At 42.2% G+C, this 19,991-nt stretch carries 21 protein-coding genes; 16 read left to right on the forward strand and 5 right to left on the reverse strand.

Translation table 11 applies throughout. The annotated features are described in order from the left end of the window. Together U9M98_01795 and secF are read left to right on the forward strand one after the other, a co-directional pair. Positions 1–187, forward strand: a 187-nt coding sequence (locus U9M98_01795) for a hypothetical protein (protein MEA2020429.1), incomplete at its 5' end; no start/stop codon positions are given. After that, positions 188–1,099 (forward strand): protein translocase subunit SecF, encoded by a 912-nt coding sequence (secF, locus tag U9M98_01800; GenBank protein MEA2020430.1) that lies wholly within the window; start codon positions 188–190, stop codon positions 1,097–1,099. A 192-nt stretch (positions 1,100–1,291) separates the two neighbouring features. On the opposite strand, the gene U9M98_01805 is transcribed toward secF, so the two are convergent. Then, positions 1,292–1,639 (reverse strand): hypothetical protein, encoded by a 348-nt coding sequence (locus U9M98_01805; protein ID MEA2020431.1) that lies wholly within the window; start codon positions 1,637–1,639, stop codon positions 1,292–1,294. A gap of 116 nt (positions 1,640–1,755) precedes the next feature. On the opposite strand from U9M98_01805, the gene recJ reads away from it, so the two are divergent. Continuing rightward, positions 1,756–3,516 (forward strand): single-stranded-DNA-specific exonuclease RecJ, encoded by a 1,761-nt coding sequence (gene recJ, locus U9M98_01810; protein MEA2020432.1) that lies wholly within the window; start codon positions 1,756–1,758, stop codon positions 3,514–3,516. Here recJ and U9M98_01815 read toward each other — a convergent pair. Genes U9M98_01815 through rpsT form a run of 4 tightly spaced genes read right to left on the reverse strand, consistent with a single transcriptional unit; the run spans position 3,513 to position 5,197 of the window. Further along, on the reverse strand, positions 3,513–3,743 hold the full coding sequence (locus U9M98_01815) for a hypothetical protein (protein ID MEA2020433.1): 231 nt from the start codon (positions 3,741–3,743) through the stop codon (positions 3,513–3,515). The genes recJ and U9M98_01815 overlap by 4 nt on opposite strands. Further along, complete coding sequence (gene pilO / locus U9M98_01820) at positions 3,736–4,329, reverse strand: type 4a pilus biogenesis protein PilO (protein ID MEA2020434.1); 594 nt, start codon at positions 4,327–4,329, stop codon at positions 3,736–3,738. The genes U9M98_01815 and pilO overlap by 8 nt, the downstream gene beginning before the upstream one ends. 3 nt (positions 4,330–4,332) lie before the next feature. Then, complete coding sequence (locus U9M98_01825; GenBank protein ID MEA2020435.1) at positions 4,333–4,887, reverse strand: PilN domain-containing protein; 555 nt, start codon at positions 4,885–4,887, stop codon at positions 4,333–4,335. A gap of 37 nt (positions 4,888–4,924) precedes the next feature. After that, positions 4,925–5,197, reverse strand: a complete 273-nt coding sequence (gene rpsT, locus U9M98_01830) for a 30S ribosomal protein S20 (protein ID MEA2020436.1) — start codon at positions 5,195–5,197, stop codon at positions 4,925–4,927. 173 nt (positions 5,198–5,370) lie between these two features. Here rpsT and murJ point away from each other — a divergent pair, with 173 nt between their 5' ends. The 13 genes from murJ to pnp all read left to right on the forward strand — a co-directional run bounded on the left by murJ (position 5,371) and on the right by pnp (position 19,955). Beyond that, the gene (gene murJ / locus U9M98_01835; protein MEA2020437.1) at positions 5,371–7,047 is read left to right on the forward strand and encodes a murein biosynthesis integral membrane protein MurJ; all 1,677 of its coding nucleotides are present in this window, start codon (positions 5,371–5,373) and stop codon (positions 7,045–7,047) included. Between the two features lie 49 nt (positions 7,048–7,096). Next, complete coding sequence (gene lepA, locus U9M98_01840; GenBank protein MEA2020438.1) at positions 7,097–8,962, forward strand: translation elongation factor 4; 1,866 nt, start codon at positions 7,097–7,099, stop codon at positions 8,960–8,962. Between the two features lie 193 nt (positions 8,963–9,155). Beyond that, positions 9,156–9,887, forward strand: a complete 732-nt coding sequence (locus U9M98_01845) for a hypothetical protein (GenBank protein MEA2020439.1) — start codon at positions 9,156–9,158, stop codon at positions 9,885–9,887. A 163-nt stretch (positions 9,888–10,050) separates the two neighbouring features. After that, the gene (locus tag U9M98_01850; protein MEA2020440.1) at positions 10,051–10,599 is read left to right on the forward strand and encodes a nucleotide exchange factor GrpE; all 549 of its coding nucleotides are present in this window, start codon (positions 10,051–10,053) and stop codon (positions 10,597–10,599) included. A gap of 74 nt (positions 10,600–10,673) precedes the next feature. Then, entirely contained in the window at positions 10,674–12,599 is a 1,926-nt protein-coding gene (gene dnaK, locus U9M98_01855; GenBank protein ID MEA2020441.1) for a molecular chaperone DnaK, read from the forward strand. After that, positions 12,599–12,907, forward strand: coding sequence for a hypothetical protein (locus U9M98_01860; GenBank protein MEA2020442.1), 309 nt, complete (start codon positions 12,599–12,601; stop codon positions 12,905–12,907). The genes dnaK and U9M98_01860 overlap by 1 nt, the downstream gene beginning before the upstream one ends. 428 nt (positions 12,908–13,335) lie before the next feature. Next, the gene (locus U9M98_01865) at positions 13,336–13,827 is read left to right on the forward strand and encodes an NUDIX hydrolase (protein ID MEA2020443.1); all 492 of its coding nucleotides are present in this window, start codon (positions 13,336–13,338) and stop codon (positions 13,825–13,827) included. An 81-nt stretch (positions 13,828–13,908) separates the two neighbouring features. Further along, the gene (locus U9M98_01870; protein ID MEA2020444.1) at positions 13,909–14,250 is read left to right on the forward strand and encodes a phage holin family protein; all 342 of its coding nucleotides are present in this window, start codon (positions 13,909–13,911) and stop codon (positions 14,248–14,250) included. A 2-nt stretch (positions 14,251–14,252) separates the two neighbouring features. Further along, complete coding sequence (locus U9M98_01875; GenBank protein MEA2020445.1) at positions 14,253–14,798, forward strand: DUF3828 domain-containing protein; 546 nt, start codon at positions 14,253–14,255, stop codon at positions 14,796–14,798. Between the two features lie 766 nt (positions 14,799–15,564). Further along, complete coding sequence (locus tag U9M98_01880) at positions 15,565–16,599, forward strand: hypothetical protein (GenBank protein ID MEA2020446.1); 1,035 nt, start codon at positions 15,565–15,567, stop codon at positions 16,597–16,599. 462 nt (positions 16,600–17,061) lie between these two features. After that, positions 17,062–17,355: a hypothetical protein gene (locus U9M98_01885; protein ID MEA2020447.1), complete on the forward strand. Its 294-nt coding sequence runs from the start codon at positions 17,062–17,064 to the stop codon at positions 17,353–17,355. A 115-nt stretch (positions 17,356–17,470) separates the two neighbouring features. Continuing rightward, the gene (gene rpsO, locus U9M98_01890) at positions 17,471–17,740 is read left to right on the forward strand and encodes a 30S ribosomal protein S15 (protein MEA2020448.1); all 270 of its coding nucleotides are present in this window, start codon (positions 17,471–17,473) and stop codon (positions 17,738–17,740) included. Positions 17,741–17,846: 106 nt separating this feature from the next. Further along, the gene (pnp, locus tag U9M98_01895) at positions 17,847–19,955 is read left to right on the forward strand and encodes a polyribonucleotide nucleotidyltransferase (GenBank protein ID MEA2020449.1); all 2,109 of its coding nucleotides are present in this window, start codon (positions 17,847–17,849) and stop codon (positions 19,953–19,955) included. The last annotated feature ends 36 nt before the right edge of the window (positions 19,956–19,991 follow it).

The raw sequence follows: 19,991 nt of genomic DNA on the forward strand, positions 1-19,991 counted from the left end.
TGCAATTAAAGATGCAAATGTTTATACACTTATAATCTGTTTTTTGCTCTTTAACCCCTTTGAGTGGGGCCTTTTAAACACATCGGGCATGGTACGTGGGTTTGCTTTGACTTTGGCTTTGGGAGTCTTAGTGGGGTTGTTTACAGGGGTAGTAGTTACTAGGGCTTTGGTCCGGGCTTTCTATTAGTTGATTTTAGGAGATAAGATTGTGATTGATTTTTTACGATATAAAAAAATTTATTTTCTAATTTCTGGAATCTTTTTGTTTCTTAGTATTGGTTCTTTAGGATTTTGGGGTTTAAGGCCTAGCATTGACTTCACAGGGGGAAGCATTTTGGAGCTCTCGCTCCAAGAAAATACCGAATTGCAAATTACAAATTTAAAAACAGAGTTAGGGGATTTGGAGAATAAGCTAATTTCTGTGCAAGAAGCAGGAGATAATAATGCCTTGATGAGACTAAAACCTATTACTGAAGATGAGAAAAATAAGCTAGTTAAGGTATTGGGGGATAAGATTGGGGAGGTAAGTGTTGTGCGGTTTGAAACAGTTGGGCCTACTTTAGGACGAGAACTTTTAACCAAGACATTGATCGCAGTTGTTTTGGCAATTGGATTTATTATGGCTTATGCTGCTTGGCAGTTTAAGGATTTAATGTATGGAATTTGTGCTGCACTGGCAATGCTTCACGATAGCCTTATTCTTGTCGGGTCTTTTGCTATTTTAGGTTACTTCTTGGGTGTGGAGGTGGATACTCTCTTTGTTACCGCTGTTCTTACCACTCTTTCCCTTTCTGTTCACGATACTGTAGTGGTGTTTAACTCTATTCGGCAAGAAGCAAAAAGATTTGGGAGATCAGTTAGTACTCAGCAGTATAACGGAATTGTTAATAGAGCAATAAACGCAACCATTGTCCGCGCTTTAAATGATTCTTTTACAATTATTTTTATGCTTCTTTCTTTGGTTCTTTTGGGGGGAGAAACTATTCGGTGGTTTGCAGTGGCTCTTCTTATTGGGACAATTCTTGGTACTTATTCTTCCACTTTTATTGCTGCACCTCTTCTTACTGTCTGGAAAGACCTCGCGGCTAAACGCAAATAAAAAACGAATTTACGCGGATTGGTTACTTAATTTTCTATATTTTATGTATGGATGTAGAAGAGAATATGTGAGCGTGTAAAAAAATAGTGTTTTTATTGCTTTACGGCTGCCGAGGCTCTGGTTAGTCTGTAACTATCTGGATTCGCTGATGCGAATTCCTTACAGAAACCAAAAGCCTCGGCAGTGCTGGGACTACCCGTTCTCGGTTGGGACGAGGCAATCTTCCCGGACATACCCGAGTTCAACTCCGTGCTCGTTTGACACCAGCACGTAGTACTCGGGGCTAATCAAACCCACCCGTTCCCGCCAGTTTTTGCCCTCTGTAACTGTGAGAGTGGCACCCTCTTTGACTTTTGGTGCCAAGGGCTCAAAACTGAATTCGGGATCTGGGTATGTTTTTGCCAGAGTGCTTTTCTGGCAGATTACCCGTGCTCCCGGTTCCAGCCATTCTGGGGCGGCGTGCCCCCAGGATAGGGCGAGAAGTACAGCTGCCATTGCTGTGGCAGCTACGCAAAACCAGAACTTATTTGGTGCCATCATTTTACCTTTTCTCCTTCTATTGATGCCGTTTCCAAACAATACACGTAATTATACCAATAATATAGGACAAATTCAATTCAAAAGTTCCATGTTTTAGTGTGTGTTAAAATTGCTCTGTGCCTCATTATGTTTGGAAAATAAAAAATAAAGATTTTTTTAACCAAGTAAAAGGTTTGGAACAAGAGGAATTTTTAAGTAGGATTACTCAAGAACTTTTGAAGCAAAGAGGTATTGAGAATGATTTGGCTGGAAAAGAATTTTTAAACCCATCCCGCCCTGCAGATTTACCTCTTTCTAGTTTTGGTTTATCTTCTAAAAATTTGAAAAGAGCAACGAATATTATTCTTTCTGCAATTGAGCAGGATAGGCCTATTATTATTCACGGAGACTTTGATGCTGATGGTGTGTGTGCTACAGCTATTCTTTGGAAAACTATTTACCATTATTTGGGTTATGAGAAATGTTTACCTTTTATTCCTGACCGATTTGAGCAAGGTTACGGGATCTCGGAGGAATCCCTCCGAGAAATTACAAATAACAAATTTCAAATTACAAATGAAGATCAGAAAGGACTTTTAATTACCGTGGATTGTGGGATTACAGCGGAAAAGGAAATAAACATGGCACAAGAAATGGGTTGGCAGGTTCTGATTACTGATCACCACCAAAAAAGTGAAGATGTTCCTAAGGTTCCAACTCTTTGGACAGATAAGATTTGTGGTGCGGGGGTTGCGTGGTTAATTGCAAGGCGACTAGTTGAACTTAGATCGAACCCGCCGCATTCTCCAGCCCCTGCGGCGGAACGCTTGTTAGGTTTGGTAGCGCTGGCTACAGTAGCGGATGTGGAACCGCTTTTGGGGGCGAACCGGTCCTTTGTGAAGTATGGACTGGAAGTGCTGAATGAGAGTCCTTGCATCGGAGTGCAAGAGCTGATGAATGTGGCTGGTGTAGAAAAAGGTAATATAGGTACTTATGAGCTAGGTTGGTTATTAGCACCACGAATAAATTCTGCTGGTAGGTTGGCTTCGGCAATGGATTCTTTGCGGCTGCTTTGCGCTACTGATAGGGGACTTGCTAGGCAATTAGCGCGTAAGTTGAATCGGCTTAATAGGGAGCGGCAAGATAAGACAGATTCTATGCTTAGTGTTGCGCAGAAGGAAGCAAGAGTTTTGGCAGAGGAACATAAACTTTTGGTTGTTAGCCACCAAAATTTTCACGAAGGTGTGATTGGTCTTGTGGCGAACAAGCTGAGTCGGGAATTTTCTTTACCTTCTGTAGCTATTTCGGAAAATGGAAAAGTTTCTAAAGGATCTGCCCGGTCAGTGTCTGGTTTTAATATTATTGAAGCTTTGCGAGAGATGGAACACTTATTAGATGGGGTGGGCGGTCACCCCATGGCTGCGGGGTTTACAATTAAGACTGAGTTGGTCCAAGAATTTAAGAAAGAGTTTTTGGAACTAGCTTCGCGAATGCTGGCTGGTGAGGATCTTAAGCCAGAATTAGTTATTGATATGCAAATACCCCCTTCCCGTATTTCTTGGGGTCTATGGCAAACAACTGAGCTTTTTAAGCCTTATGGATGTAGTAATCCTGCTCCAACCTTTGTTTCTACTTGTGGTGTTACCAATGTAGATGCTGTAGGAAGAAATGGGAATCATTTAAAAATTACTGTCCAGGAAATTGAGGATGCTGTAGATGATGATTCTCTTCCAGCTAGCTTTGAAGTAATTGGTTTTGGAATGGGTCACAAAGCGGCAAAATTGCAGTTAGGGGATGTGGTGCGGATTGTTTACTCCTTACTAGAGAATAAGTGGAACGGTAAAAGGTCCCTCGAGTTAAAGGCTAAAGATATAAGGAAAGTTCATTCCAGTAGCTAGCGTACGCGGAATTGGCTACTGCTTGTGGCTTCTTGTATTTGGCTTGTTCCTATAGATCTTACAATTTCCAGTGCTTTTTGGTCTAGGGTAGGGTCAATTGGTTCTACTTCCTCACTTTCAATTTCTGCAAATTTTAAGTCAGTCATGGTTTGGTAAGTTTCAAAACCAACCCAGACAAAGGAGGTAAAAAGAGAAATTGTTAGAAGTATTATCCAGTCTTTACTCATTGGTATAGAAAAAAGATTCAAACTCTAAGTTGTAGCTTTCTTGTGCTGTCTGATAGCCTCTTTTTGCATTTAGAGTTTTGATGTTGGTTTGCCGGAGAGAATTTTGCGTTTCGTTGAGATATTTAAGAAATGAGGTGTAAGGCCCACGCAGTTGTAGATAGTAAGGAACTTTCATTACTTTTATTTTGTTGTTGGGTACTTTTACTGTAGTTTTTTCTGCAGCAGTAAAGTTTAGGTACTCCAATTTCATTTGGTTTAATTCTGCAGTGGAATAAAGGTTTTCCAGTAATTGGGACGTGCTTTTACCGTAGGGCAAGCTTCTCTCGATCTTTGGCAAGTCAGCTTGGATTTTCAAGAGTTCCGATTGTGCTTTTGACAAATTTTTTATTTTTTGATCCAGCTGCTCTATAACTTTTCTTTGTTCGCTTATTTTTCTTTTTAGTTTGACTATAGTGACAAGAGCAGGGCGGATGGCAAAAATTCCAAAAATAATAAGGGATAAAAGGGTTAGTCCCAACATGGTGTAGGCTTCTCTTTGTTGGCGACGAAAATATTTCCTTTTGTATTTCCATGCAAATTTAGCCATTTTTTAGGTAGATTTGTTACGCTGGTAAGCTTCTGGTGCAAGGTTAATGCTTAATCCAAAATCGAGAGACCCACTAGCATTTATCCTTGCTTGTTCCAAGGCTAGACTTTTTAAGTTTTCGGAGGTTGCTAGCATAGTGAGAAAATGGGCAAAATTTCGCGGTGTGGTTGAAGTACCCTTTATTTGGAGGGTTTCTTCGCTAGTAGCAATTCTTGTGAAGGAAACTTCCGGCGGTATTTTACCCGTAAGTTCCTCAAGTATTGCGGAGTAATAGTTCTTATTTTGGTGGATTTGTTTTATAGCACTTAGTTGATCTTGGGTTTGTTTGAATTTATTTTCTAGACTTTGGGTAGTGAGTATTACTGTTTTCTTTGTTTTTATTTCTTCGTTTTGATTAATAATTTGGCGGTCAAGGAGGAACCGAGCAAAAAATGCGGCAAGAACTGCTATTTGGGTGGCAATTATAACTAAGCGACCGACATTTGTGGACCAGTGAATGAACTTGCTCCAAAAAGGACTTTCTTCGAGAGTTTGACTAGGGGCTAGGTTTATGCTCATAGGACAGGTTTTTACGCATTGTTTGACATGCTAGATACTAGTTGCTTTTAGCACTGTTTAGTTTCTTGCTCCACTTCGACTTTAGTCGCGCAGCTTTTTTCTTGTGGATTACACCTTTTGAAGCAGCTTTGTCAAGAGTTTTTTGGGCATTTATTAACAATTCTTCTTTTGATTCCTCTATTTTTTTCCCTTGTTCTGACTTTCTAACCTTCTTTGCTAGTGTGGCAATTTTGTCCTTCCACTTTCTGTTTATCTTTGTTCGACGTTCAGTCTGACGTTCTCTTTTCTTGCTGGATTTGAGATGAGCCATATTGGCTTCCTTTCAGTTGGCAAATTACAAATTTTAAAATCCAAATACCAAGTAAATTCCAAAATCAAAATTACAAATAACAAACTTTTGGAACTTGTTATTTGAGATTTGGTACTTGTAGTGTATCATCTCCTTGCTCCCTTGCGCAATAGGATGCTAGCATAAGGTTTGCTGTGATTGTCCAATTTTTAAAGAATGGGAAAAAGCTATTGACGCGTCGGGAGACAGGTATTCTTTCTGCTGCATTCTTTATTATGCTAACAGTTTTTGCCTCTCGGTTTCTGGGTTTGGTTCGAGACCGCCTTTTGACCGGGTTTTTTGGAGCTGGTTCGGAGTTAGGTGTTTTTTGGGCTGCTGTTGAGATTCCCGATACTATTTTTTACATTTTGGGTTCCGCGGTTTTTTCTTCTTCTTTTATTCCAATTTTTACTGACTACTTGGAAGAAGCTGATGATTTTGGTTCTAGTCTTATATGTAAAAACAACTCATCCAATTGGAGTGAGGCTTGGGAAATGGGTGGGGCAGTTTTAAGGCTTGCTTTGTTAATTTTCTTTGTTTTAGGTGGAGTAATTTTTATCTTTTCCAAGCCCATATCTAAGTTGGTTGCTCCTGGCTTTGATACCACGGAAATTTCCTTAATGAGCGGTTTGGTGCGGGTAATGACGTTGGCTCAATTTTTCTTTGTCTTAAGTTATTTTTTAACTAGTGTTCTCCAATCTTTTCAAAGGTTCTTTCTTCCTGCGCTGGCTTCTTTTCTCTACAATTTAGGGGTTGTGCTAGGTACAATCTTGCTAACTCCTCGCCTTGGCATTTGGGGTCCTGCTTGGGGTATGGTTTTTGGGGCAGTTCTTCATTTTGCGATTCAAGTTCCTTTAGCTGTAAAATTCGGTTTTAGTTTTGGGAGTTTTTGGGGAAGATTAATGCATCCCGGAGTAAAAAGAGTTTTAAGAATAACTATACCTAGAGTGATAGCTTTACTTGGAGACAAGCTAAGTCTGATTGTGCAGGTAAGTTTGGCGTCACTTATTCCTACCTTGGATAGTGTTTCTAATGTAGCTGTCCTTACTTTTGCTCGACACTTGGAACTTGTACCAATTGGGCTTTTTGGAGTTAGTTTTTCCCAGGCAACATTGCCGTCACTTTCACGCAATCGTTGTGCAGGTAAGATAAAGGAGTTTAAAGAGGTATTTTCCTCATCCTTCCGAAAAACATTTTTCTTGGTAGCTCCTGCAGCTATTATTTTGTTGGTACTAAGGATACCAGCTGTTCGGTTGGCTTTTGGTGCCAAGCGGTTTTCTTGGAAAGCTACTGTTCTTACTGGTTATACTGTAGCTTTCTTTTCTCTGGGAATTGTTTTTTATTCTGCTCTTCATCTTCTGAAGCGTGCTTTTTATGCTTTAGAGGAGGCTAGAACTCCTGTTTATACTAGTTTAATTTTTACAGCATTTGGGATATTTGTGGCGTGGCTTTTAACTCAGGTTTTGGATTTTGGTGTGTGGGCAATCCCATTAGCTTTGTCAGTAAGCGGCGCTCTTCAAGCTGTTTTGCTGTTTATCTTGTTGGAAAGGAGATTGGGCGCTTTTGACCGGGAAAAGTTGTTCGTGCCCGTAACAAAAATTGGTTGGGCAACTCTCTTTTCTGGAATAGTTTTGTACTTGCCTATGCGTTATCTAGACAAGTTGATTTTTGATACAACTCGCGTGCTAGGACTAGTGTTGTTGACTGGGATAGCAGGCTTTTTTGGGATGGTTGTGTATTTGGTCTTAACTTGGGTATTGGATGTGAAAGAAACAAAATTGTTTTTGGAATATTTGCTTTCTCGCTTGCGGCGCTTAGGTGTTCGAGTTTAATCCTCACTTCTTAGCTACCTATACCTTAATATGATAATATTTTCAGGTAATGACAAAGCTTGATCAACAGAAGATTCGGAATTTTGCAATTATTGCTCACATTGACCATGGAAAATCTACTTTGGCAGATAGACTTTTGGAGAAGACAAGAACCATTGAGCCACGGAAGATGAAAAAGCAGGTTCTGGATGAGATGGAGTTGGAAAGGGAAAGAGGAATAACAATAAAGCTGAAAGCAGTAAGGGTGACTTACAAGTTTTCACCAAGTTCTAAATTCCGAATTTCAGATAACAAGTGTAAGCTGGAAAATGGTAAATATGTTTTGAATCTTATCGATACTCCTGGGCATGTTGATTTTTCTTATGAGGTATCGCGCTCTTTGGCTGCTTGTGAAGGTGCCCTTCTCTTGGTTGATGCATCGCAGGGTATCCAAGCGCAAACTGTTTCCAATGCTTACAAAGCTCAAGATTTAGGGCTGAAGCTTATTCCTGTAGTTAATAAAGTTGACTTGGATTATGCTGATCCCGAAGAGATTGCTCGGGAAATGTGTGAGCATTTTGGGTTTCCAGAAAATGAAGTTATTTTTACTTCCGGGAAGGAGGGTACAGGTACTCGGGAAGTATTGGAAGCTATTATAAGTAGAATTCCCGCACCCTCAGGAGATGCCCGTGCTCCGCTGCGGGCTTTAGTTTTTGATTCTTTTTATGATGAACATCAGGGAGTAGTTGCTAATGTTCGTATAGTTGATGGATCTGTAACCAACTCTGAAAAGGAAGAACAACTTCACCTTATGGGTTCTGAGCAGGAGTTCTCTCCCCGTGCTTTTGGTTATTTTCAGCCGCAAATGCGACCTGTAGAAAGTTTGCAAACTGGGGAGGTTGGATATATTGCTACTGGTTTAAAGGATATAAAAAAGGTTCAGGTAGGAGACACAGTTACAAATTTTAAATCTGAAACTCGAAATAAAAAAGCGAGAGGTATTGAACCGTTGCCGGGGTATAAAGAGCCACGCTCAGTTGTTTTTGCTGGTTTATACCCTACTCGAAAAGGTAAGTTTTTAGAATTGCGAGATGCTTTGGGAAAGCTTAAGCTAAACGACGCGGCTCTGGAGTACAAGCCCACGTCTTCCTTAGCTTTGGGGAGGGGTTTTGAGGTGGGACTTTTAGGACTTTTACATTTGGATATTGTAAAAGAACGGTTGGAGCGCGAGTATGAGCTAGACCTTATTGTTACTGCTCCGACAGTAGAGTATAAAGTGCGAACTCAGGAAGAGGAATTTACAGTTAAAAACGCCTCTAACCTTCCAGATAAGTATGACGAGATTTTAGAACCTTGGGTAGTTGCAGAAATAATAACTCCTTATGAATATATTGGTAATGTAATGAAACTTATTGACGAGGCTAGAGGAGAGTTTGAAAAGCAAAAACATATTGGTGAGAAGAGGGTAAAACTGGTTGCTAACATTCCCCTTTCCGAAATTGTTTCTCAGTTTTACGATACGCTGAAATCAGCTTCTTCTGGTTTTGCTTCTTTGGAATGGGCATTTGCTGGGTTCCAACCTGTAGATGCCGGTAAGCTAGAAATTTTGGTAAACAAGGAAGTAATCGAGCCATTTTCAAGAATTGTCATTTCTGATAAAGCTTACGAAATAGGGCGGAGGATAGTAAAAAAGCTAAAGGAAGTGTTGCCTCGCAAACAATTTTCTGTACCTTTGCAAGCTGCTTTTAAAGGCCGAGTTATTGCTAGGGAGGACCTCCCAGCTATGAGAAAGGATGTCACTGCTAAACTTTACGGTGGAGACCAAACCCGGAAAGATAAACTTCTAAAAAAACAGAAGAAGGGAAAAGAAAAGCTTGCCCAGATTGGATCTGTTTCTGTGCCCAAAGATACTTTTCGAGAAATTTTGAAGGATTAGCCCTCATTGTGTCTTGGGAGACCGTTTCTCCAGACACCTTTTTTATTTCCTTTAATGAAGAGGTTTATAAGCTTCTTCTTGACACTCATTATCATTCTTAATAAAATAGTGCTAGAGAGAAAAATCCTGAATATGAAATTAGAAGTTCCAATTTAATTTATAATTTAAAATTGGGAATTTGAAATTTATTCCAATGGCTGTTTCTGATCTGACAGAAAGACAACAAAAACTTCTTAGTGCTGTGGTTCAAGAGTATATTAGGGAAGCGGAACCAGTAGGTTCAAAGACTTTGGTTGATCGTTATGATTTGGATATTTCTCCTGCAACAGTTAGGAATGAGATGGTGTGTCTGATTGAAGAGGGTCTTTTGGAGAAACCGCACGCTTCCGCTGGGCGCACACCCACCACTATGGGGTATCGTTTATATATAAGCGAGCTTTTGGAGGAAGAAGAGCTTCCAGTTATTGAAGAAGTTTCAATTAAGCAACGGCTTTGGCCTGAGCGTTTTAAGAAACACACACTTTTTCAGGAGGCGGTACGAGCTCTTGCTGATAGTGCTAAATTGTTGGCTATGATTAAGGTTAGAGATTCGTTTTATCATGCTGGAGCTGTTAATATACTTGACCACCCGGAATTTTTTGATATTGATGTTACTCGAACTGTTTTACACCTTTTGGACAAGAAGGAGTTAATTTCGGAACTTTTTTCTAAAGTTGTGGCGGACCAAGGTGTGAATACTTTAATTGGTACGGAGTTGGATCTCGATAGTTTGCAATCTTGTGGAATGGTATTTTCTCGTTTTCAAACTGGTGGTGAGCAAGGGACTGTAGGTGTTCTTGGTCCAAGTAGGATGCAGTATTCTAAGATATTTCCCCGTGTGCGGTATATGAGCACACTTCTCGAGGAGTTTGGTGGTAATTGGTAGGCTGCTCAGAAGCAGAAATTACAACCCGCCGGCTGGCGGACAAAATCCAAATGACAAATTTTAGAGCTGGCAAAGCCGGCCTCAATGGTATCAGTGGTTTCAATAGATTCAATGGTTTTGAGGGAGAGTTTTTCTTTTGATGCTATTGAAGTCTTGAAGATTTATGAATGAGGAAAAACAGAACCAAAACGAAAAAGAAAAGAAGCAGCAAGAAACAGTTGATTACAAAGAGAAGTGGAAGCGGGCGTTGGCGGATTACCGTAACCTCGAAAAGCGCGTTGTTAAAGAAAGGGAAACTCTGGTGCGGTTTTCTAATCGCGACCTTATTTTAAAACTTTTACCAGTGCTGGACGATTTGGAGGAAGCTGTGAAAAAAAGTGACGATGAGGGATATGAGAAGATTTTGAGTAAGCTAAAAGAGGTTTTAAGGGAGGCGGGTTTGGAGGAGATTGATGTTAAAGGAAAGGAGTTTGATCCAAGCGTTATGGAAGGTGTTCAAAGGGAAGATACCGCTGGGGAAACTCAGTCGCCGCACCTGCCTGCTGGCAAGGCAGGTTCCCCAGCCCCTGGGGCTGCGGCCAAAGAAGCCCCAGGGGCTTCTCCTGCGGCGGGAGAGAAAAAAATTGTTAACAAAGTGGTTCGGAAAGGGTATAATTTACATGGCAAATTATTACGTCCAGCAAGAGTAGTGGTAGGAAATTCGAAATCATAAATTCGAAGCTCCAAAAAAGAATATTAAACATTATTTGGAGCTTAGGTATTAGAATTTAGTATTTAAACATTATTATGTCCAAGATTATTGGAATAGATCTAGGTACAACGAACTCAGTTATGGCTGTAATGGAGGGTGGACAGCCAAAGGTGATTCCTAATGCGGAAGGAGACCGTTTAACTCCTTCTGTAGTTGATCCTGTGAAAAATATTGTAGGTGCGCAAGCAAAGCGCCAGATGTTGGTTAATCCCAAAAACACTATTTACGCAATAAAGCGACTAATGGGTCGGAGGTTTGGTGATGATATGGTAACTAAGGCAATGGATATGGTTCCCTATAATATTGTGGAGGGAAAAAACAGCTTGGCTGTAGTGAAGGTGGAGGGGAAAGAATATACTCCGCAGGAAATTTCCGCAATGGTCCTTTCTAAAATGAAGCGCGACGCCGAAGATTATTTGGGTGAAGAAATTTCGGAAGCAGTAATTACCGTTCCAGCCTATTTTGACGATTCTCAGCGAAACGCTACCAAAGAGGCTGGTCAGATTGCTGGTTTTGAGGTAAAGCGAATTGTTAATGAGCCTACAGCTTCTAGTCTTGCTTATGGGTTGGCTGAGAAAGGCAATCAAAAGATTGCAGTTTATGACCTTGGCGGGGGGACTTTTGATATTTCAATTCTTGAAATTGGTGAAGGAGTTTTTGAAGTACTTTCCACCAACGGTGATACCTTTCTTGGTGGGGAGGATTTTGATGATCGAGTAATTGATTATCTTTTGGAAGAGTTTAAAAAGGAACAGGGTGTGGATCTTTCTACAGATGCGCAAGCAATGCAGCGCCTTAAAGATGCGGCTGAGAAAGCAAAAATTGAGCTTTCCTCCAAACAAGAAACTAATGTAAACATACCCTACATTACAATGACCGATTCTGGTCCCAAGCACCTGGATATTACCCTCACCCGTGCTAAGCTCGAGCAGCTTACTGATGATTTAGTTAAGAAAACTTTTGATCCTTGCCAAAAATCTCTGGATGATGCCGGGCTTTCTTCGGAAGATATTGATGAAGTAATCCTGGTTGGTGGACAGACGCGTATGCCTAAGATTATTGAAGAGGTGACCGAGTTTTTTGGTAAGGAACCCCATAAAGGAGTGAATCCTGATGAGGTGGTAGGGGTTGGTGCGGCAGTGCAGGCGGGGGTGCTTAAGGGAGATGTGGAAGATGTTGTGCTCTTGGATGTTACTCCGTTGACGCTGGGCATTGAGACTTTAGGTGGAGTAACAACCCCAATGATTGAACGAAATACTACTATTCCGACTTCCGCTTCTAAAACATTTTCTACAGCAGCAGATAATCAGACTTCTGTTGATATTCACGTCTTGCAGGGTGAAAGGGAAATGGCTGCAGATAATAAATCTTTAGGACGATTTATCTTGGACGGTATACCACCTGCACCGCGAGGAGTTCCCCAGATCGAGGTAACTTTTGATATTAATGCTGACGGTATTGTGGAAGTGAGTGCCAAAGATAAGGGAACGGGTAAGGAGCAATCAATTAAAGTAAAAGGAGCAACAGGGCTTACTGAGGATGAGGTGGAGAAAATGAAACAAGAAGCTGAGGCACATGCAGAGGAAGACAAGAAAAAGAGGGAAAAGGCAGAAGCGCGCAATCAAGCAGATAATGTAGCTTATACAGCGGAGCAAGCTTTGGAAAAAGCAGGTGATGAGGTGGATGACGAAACAAAGGAAAAGATCAAAGGCATGGTAGAAGAACTTCGCGGTATGTTGGATAGTGCCAGCCCCGAGGAACTCAAGAGCAAATCCGAGGCTCTTTCTAAGGAGCTGCAAAAGATTGGAGAAGCGATTTATGGTTCGACAAGCTCACCACAGGGTGGTGAGCAAGCTAGTCCGGGTGGGGTTCAACCGGATGAGGAGGGAAGAATGTCCGGCGGTGATGAGAAGAAAGACGAAGACGAAGATGTTAAGGAAGGTGAAGTTGTAGACGAGTAATGAAAGATGCAATTGTCGGGGCGTGCGGTATTTGCTGCAGCGCTTGCGAGTTACATGAAAAACTTGGGTGTTTTTGTAGTTCCGGAACAGAAAAACGAGCAAAAGAGAAAGTAGAATCCAATTGGAATGGTAAAGGTGTCTTGTGTTTGGTTTGCAAATGCGCTGTGGAGCGTGGAGTTTCCTATTGTCCTCGAGACTGTGAAGATTTCCCTTGCGAGAAATTCAGAGAATGGGACTTTCCTTATGGTGAGGCTTATTTAGATATGCACAAGCGCCGACGTGAGGAGGCTGAATCGGGAGAGAAGTAAAGAGGAGTGGATCCCTCGACTTTGCTCAGGATTAGTTCGACTTGCGAAAAGTTCTGCTTCCGACAAATCGGAACCGAACTTTTTGAGTCTCACTAAATTTATCAATTGATAAAGGGCGCTCCTCGCCCTTTTTTTGTATACTTAACTCATGGTTACAATCATCTTCGAATCGCACGGGACAACTTTTGATAATGAGAACGAGATTTCTTCCGGGCACGCGAATATTTAGTTATTTTCCCCCAACAAAAACTTTTACGTTGAAATTTTGCGGAACAATATATTGGCACGGCGACCCTGCCTTTTTGGTGGACAAGCGTCGTGCGTTTATGTTGGTTTTTTTATATTATAAGCTTCCAAAATTTTGCAATTGTTGGTAGAATTAATTTGTAGGCAGGTACTTAGAAGAGATTTGGAAAGGAGGTTAGCCCGTGGGTATTGAAGGAAATGCAAATGTTTCGTGTGGGGTTATTGTCTCGCGGGGTGAACCCCGTATAGAAGAGTGGGAAGCCCTTTTTCTTGAAAGAGAGAATGGCAAGTTTTGTTTCCCTAGTGGGCATTGGGAGGTTGGAGAAGATTTACCGGCGTGTGCGGCAAGGGAATTCTGTGAGGAGACGGGATATGAAGTGGCGCTCTTGGGTACGGTTGGAATATATACTCTCGAGCCCAAAACTGGTGGGGTCCCCTCACTAGGGGTAGTTTACTACGGTGTGCTGGGTGAGAAAGTAGGCGAACCGGAGGGCGGGCTGTGCTGGTTGGGTACTAAAGATATGCTTCTGATGCACGCTCTAAGACACGGTCTTTTTCTGCCGTGGCTGCACTTACTTGGCTTTTTCGAAAGCTGTGCCCGCTATCCAGCGTTTTTGCCTCTGGACATCTTTTCCTCAGGTAACCTTCCCCGCAATGAGCGGGAGATTGTTTGATAAAATCACTTTAAGATCCGTAACCCGGCGCTTATTTCGAGGACCGTCGGGTTCTTTCTTTTTTGTGATATAATTTTTCCAATGAACATCGTTGCTTTTTTGTTTATACTTCTTGTTCGTGGGTTGGCGGTTTTTACTGCTTCTTATGTTATACCGGGTGTGGAGATAGCCTCTTTTGGGGTGGCAGTGATTACGGCGATTGTTCTTGGGGTTCTCAATACTTTTCTCCGTCCGATTTTGATTTTCCTCACCTTACCTGTAAATATTTTAACTTTGGGGCTTTTTACCTTGGTTATAAATATTTTAATTATTTTGCTTACTAGCAGGCTGGTTCCAGAGTTTAGTGTTTCTGGCTTGCTGCCCGCGTTAGTTTTTAGTATTATGTTGGTACTTACCAATTGGTTTCTGAGTTTACTCGTCTAGTTATGGGTTCCAAAGAACACGGATTTTCACTTATTCCAATAATAATCATTGCCCTGGTTTTGGTTGGTGGGGTAGCCTTTGCGGTTAATTATATTGTGAGTACAGAGAAGGTCGCGGAAATCCCTAAAGAAGAAACGACGGTCACGGAAGAAGAAGAAGCAGCAGCAGCAGAAGAAGCAGGAGCAGAAAGAGAAGAAGAGGTAAAAAACCCGCGAGAAGTAGTTGAAGAATTTTACACTTGGTATATTTCTAATGAGGGCCGCCCTCTTTCCAGTGGGGCATATAAGGAAAGCCCTTACCTAGCTCCCAGTTTCAAAGAATATTTGGATGGCGGTTACGGTCGTGGGGCGGATCTTATTCTTTGTGCGCAAGATATTCCACCAAGTTTTGAGGTGGAAGATGTTTCTATTTCGGGTAACACTGCGCGGGTTAATCTAAGACAAGCTTTTGGACCTAGCGGGAGGATTGTGCCGGTTGAACTTGAAAAGGTGGAAGGTGAATGGCTTATTTCCGATGTCCTTTGTGCCGATGTTGAAGATGTAGAGTAGGAAACCGGATAAATAAGAACTGTTATTTTGTACTACCCCAATTAAGAGAAGATCCCGAAGGGGTGAGCACAAATTGGACTGCAAAAGATGTAATTTTTGCCATTAACAGTGATCCCGAAACCTTTTGTGAATGGATGCAAGTTAGCTGCACCGAAGAAACAACGTCTGCGACCCTACCCCCCTTTGAGGGGTAGTTTTTTTTATTAGCTATGAATTAGTTCCTACCTCCTTTGAAAATTTTTGGATAATCCCCTTACAAATTTCTTTTGTTTCCGAGCCTGATATCTCTGTTGACGCTCGGGCAATGAGTAACGCAAGATTGTAAAGTGCTTCGTAACTTAGTGTCAGATCGAGACCATGAACCAGTAAGAAAATGTGGGTTAGGAGAACTGCAATTCTTTTGTTTCCATTTTGGAACTGGTGGCTCCTTATTAATTAGTTGATTAAAATACGCTGCGGCAGCATCGAGTATTGTGGGATTTAGATGTTTCTTTTCGTAAGTTTGTCTAACTGAGTTAAGAATACTTTCAAGTTTTCCGGGAATCCTTGAATCAAAAGGGGGAATTGGCTCATCAAATTGGATGAGGTGGTTAAACTGTTCAAAAATATTTTTGGATATTTTTTTTGTCTTATAAACTTTGTAATTATCAGGTTTGTTGGTATAATCATTTTTACAATAGAAAGGAGACAGTGCCAAGCGGCCCGCGGGTTATCATATAAAATTCGTGTTGGCGAGTTCTCCGTTTATACATAAGGAGGGACGGCGATGTCCAGGCGCAAAAACTCGTATGCGAGTTTTGGTAAGGGGGTAGATACACTTGAATCGTGGAGCTTTGAGGAACTAAAAAGGGCGGTGCAACTACCCGAAGATTTGTTGGAATGGGAGTCAACACCGTACCGCAAGGATCAGGCAAAAAGAGTTTTGCTCGGTGCTGCGCGAGAGTTACGCCTTGCCGCTCTTCGCGTTATAGCTGAGCAGATGAGACATGTAGCCCGTCGCGGGAGCCCCTCTTGGGCTGGTAGTTCCTATTCCCCAGCTTTGCGCAACCGGGTACTCTTTTTATTGGAACAACTGTCCTCTGAGCAATTGCCACAGCCAACTGGGGGTCTGGTCTGGCAGCAAAGGTTCGCGATTGAGGAACTTGTTCTTAATGTGTTCGCTGATGAGTGTTTCGAAAGAACTCTGTACGGCGATAGCTTTGGTAGGGAATATTTTCATGTGTTTCAGCGGATTTGGGAATGTACGATAGCCTTGCCGGAGAAGCGCTATTCACCTACACGAGAGTTTGTTGAGCTGTACGATATGTTCTGGAGGAGATTTGTCGATAAAAGCAAAGCACCTCCTTTAGGTGCTCATATGGAAATGCTCCTTCGTAAGAGAGCTTACAGCAACACCTCAGAAGAGTTTTCGGAGGAGCTAAAAGAGTTCATTGACAGCGTGTGTGCGTGGTTAATTCGAGACGAAAAGAATGATGACCTGCTTCACTACATACGCCGTTATGGATTTTCGCAGACACGGCACGTACTCGAAAGACGTTTTTGGAAGATGCTCCTCAGGGCTGCGGAGCTGAGTGTGACAGATGACGAAGACCGCACTGCTTTTATGAAAATGCCTGTTCAGTGGGTATTCGGGAATACAGAGGCTTGTAAGCACATCTCTAACCGGGTGGTTACCTCGTGGTGTGTAATGACAAGCCGCTCCATTGATGGCGCTGTGCGCGAGCCGTTCGAGGTTCCGCAATGGGTGAAGCGGACAAAGGTTTGGCTGGAATTTGAGAAGTGTGTGGAAACCTATACTTGAAGAAAACCTTACCAACCTAAACATATACTTGAGCGTGCCTCTTGCGCGGCCGCCGTAAAGTACGCTCTTGACTGGGAGGTAAGGAGAACGTGACCTGAATGCTCTTCGAGCGCAGCATGCTTCGGAGAGCATTTTTCTTTTTTCTAAGGTTCCCTGAAAAGTTATGAAAACAGGTGACGTTCGTCATGCTTCTTCGTATTTAATAGAGGGTGTCTTCTTTCTTTTGTTCTTTTTTTGGTGGGTGGTTTTTGGTATTGTTTTGGAGAGGCGGGAAGGTAGGTGATTTCTACAACCCCATCCTTTTTCGGTAATAACTCCTGTATACCATCCCTATAGCATTCTTTTTCCGAGACTTTGGTTTGCTTGGGGTGGCGGTTCGTTTGTGTTGTTCTTTTTTAGCGACTTTGCAACGGCCGGGAGATTTGGAGTTTAGTTTGGTTTAGGTAAGAAGCAAGGGGGTTTATGATGGATAGCTGTGTAGATGATGTTTTGTTAGGATTTCGGCGCTGCTTGGGGAGAGTACCACTGAGAGAAGTGGAAGCTTTCTGTGTAACTCTTGAGGAATCGGATTCTTCCGGGGTTTTTGTGGAGAAGACCCCCCTCGGAAGGGAGTCTTTACTCTATCTGGTTGCTGAGATTTTGGAAGTTGATCCAGAGGTGCTACTTGTGGAGATGCGTAACTGGGTTGCGGATGTTCGTGCTATCCAGCATCTTAAGATGGAGGAAGCGGAGAGACGTCACCAGCCTTGTATTTAGTTTGTATTTAGGTTGGTTTTTCCTTTTAGGGGGTCTAGAATCGCGCTGGGTTCTAGATTCCCTTCTTTTTTATAATTGCAAAGAAGGTATTGTGATGGTAGTATCAAAGATAGAAATGAGTTTAGAAAAAGAAAAAAAGCAAGAAATAATTGAAGAATTTAGTAACCACGAGGAAGATACGGGATCTGCCGAGGTGCAGATAGCTCTTCTTACTGAAAAGATTAGTAAGCTTTCTTCGCATCTTAAAGAGCACAAGAAGGATGAGCACTCGCGGAGAGGCTTGTTAGGAATGGTTGAAAGAAGAAGGAAACTGCTTCGTCATCTTGAAAAAGAAGACGAAAAGCGGTATAATGCTCTTGTTCAGAAGTTGAAATTAAGAAAGTAGGAATTAAGAGGTTCAATGGCATCAGTGGCGTCGGTAGGAATTTTCTACTGAGACTATTGGTTCTATTGACCTCTTTAGTTCCTCAATAAGTTTTATGTCCGAGATTGTGAAAAAAGAAATAGAATTAGCTGGAAGGACTTTGAGTCTGGAACACGGGCGTGTTGCGGAACGTGCAAATGGTGCTGTTATTGCCCAGTATGGTGATACCATGGTTTTGGTAGCAGCAACCATAGACGAACCGCGTGAAGGAATAAGTTACTTTCCTTTAAGGGTTGATTTTGTAGAGAGGCTTTATGCGGGGGGGATAATTAAGGGTTCCCGCTGGGTAAAGCGTGAGGGCCGTCCTTCTGATGAGGCTACTGTTACTGCACGGATGATTGACCGGTGTATTCGCCCCTTTTTCCCTGAAGGTATGCGTCATGATGTTCAGCTTCTTATTTTACCCCTTTCTGTTGATCAAGAAAACGATGCGGGACTTCTTGCTTCTGTCGGTGCTTCTGCGGCCCTTGCTATTTCCGATATTCCCTGGGAGGGTCCTATTGCTACTACCCGCGTTGGTTATTTAGAAAATGAAGATGAGTTCCTTTTGAATCCAACTAATGGCCAGCTTGATCAGAGTGTTATGGATCTTATTGTTTCGGCAACCGAAGAACGTGTAGTTATGTTGGAAGCAGATGCGGAGGAAGTTAGTGAAAAAAAGATTAAAGAGGGTATTGATTTTGCGCGATCTGGTCAAGATAAGATTATTGATCTTATTCACGAGATAAAGTCCGAAGTGGGTAAGGAGAAGTTAAGTTTGGAGGATTTGGGATTGGAGGAAGAGGAAGAAAGTGTGAAGCAGGCAAAGGAGGAAGTGTCCGATTACATTCGTGAGAATTTTATTGAGGAGATTTTGGAAGACGCTTTGGTTGATTCCGATGAATTGGAAAGGTACCGGAAGATTTTGTATGAGGAGTTCGAGGGCAGGCTCACAAAAAGCGATATGAGTAATCTGCTTAGTAAAGTTCTTAAAGAAGCGGTACGAGAAGATATTTTGAAAAATGAACGCCGTTTGGACGGTCGGGGGATTAAGGAAGTACGCCCCTTAGAAATGGAAATTGGGATGCTGCCCCGTACCCACGGTTCTGCGCTCTTTAAGCGCGGTTCCACGCAAGCATTAACTGTGGCTACTTTGGGTTCCCCTTCTTTGGAACAAATTTTTGAGAGTATGACTGGCGAATGGACTAAGCGTTATATTCACCATTATTCTTTCCCACCTTTCTCTGTGGGGGAAACAGCACCTCTCCATGGTCCGGGTAGGCGGGAGATTGGCCACGGCTTGTTGGCAGAGCGTGCGCTGAGACCAGTTTTACCACCGCAGGAAGAATTTCCTTATACAATGAGACTAGTTTCGGAAATCCTTTCGTCTAACGGTTCTAGCTCAATGGCGGCTACTTGTGGTTCAACTTTAGCTCTTATGGATGCGGGTGTTCCTATCAAGACTCCTGTGGCCGGGATTGCCATGGGTTTGGTCGAAGGCCCCAAAGGCTCTTATAAGGTTGTTACGGATATGGCCGGTACGGAAGATTTCTTTGGCGATATGGATTTTAAGGTTACCGGAACACGAGACGGGGTTACTGCTATTCAGTTGGATGTAAAAAATGCAGGTTTAACCGATGAGATTATTGAGGACGCTCTACAAGGGGCACGTGCTGCGCGGTTGGAGATTCTAGAGGATATGGCCAATGTTATCGGTGAACCAAGAAAGAGTTTGTCAGAATATGCACCCCAAATAACTAGTGTTCAGATTGATCCGAAGAAAATTGGTAAAGTTATTGGTCCGGGGGGTAAGACTATTCGAAAAATTATTGAGGAAACCGGTGCACAGATTGATGTGGACGACGACGGTACAGTATCGATTACCGCAGACGGTTTGGAAAGTATGGAAAGCGCAAAGGAAATGATTGAGAATTTGGTTGAAGAGGTAGAAGTTGGGAAGATTTATGAAGGCAAAGTTACTCGTGTGGTTGACTTTGGTGCTTTCGTGGAGATTCTTCCTGGTCAGGAAGGTTTGGTGCATGTTTCGGAAATGGCTCACCGATTTGTAAAAGATCCTCACAATGTGTTGTCCGAAGGTGATGAGGTTGAGGTTAAGGTGACAGAGATAGATGATCGGGGTAGAATTAACCTTTCAATTAAAGCTCTAAAAGATAGACCTCACCGTGAGCGTAAGTAAAAGACTGCATAACTAATCTCCTTGAACATCTCTGAG

This window comes from Patescibacteria group bacterium, from assembly GCA_034659915.1.
Classification (GTDB): Bacteria; Patescibacteriota; WWE3; order JAUXAW01; family JAYEID01; genus JAYEID01.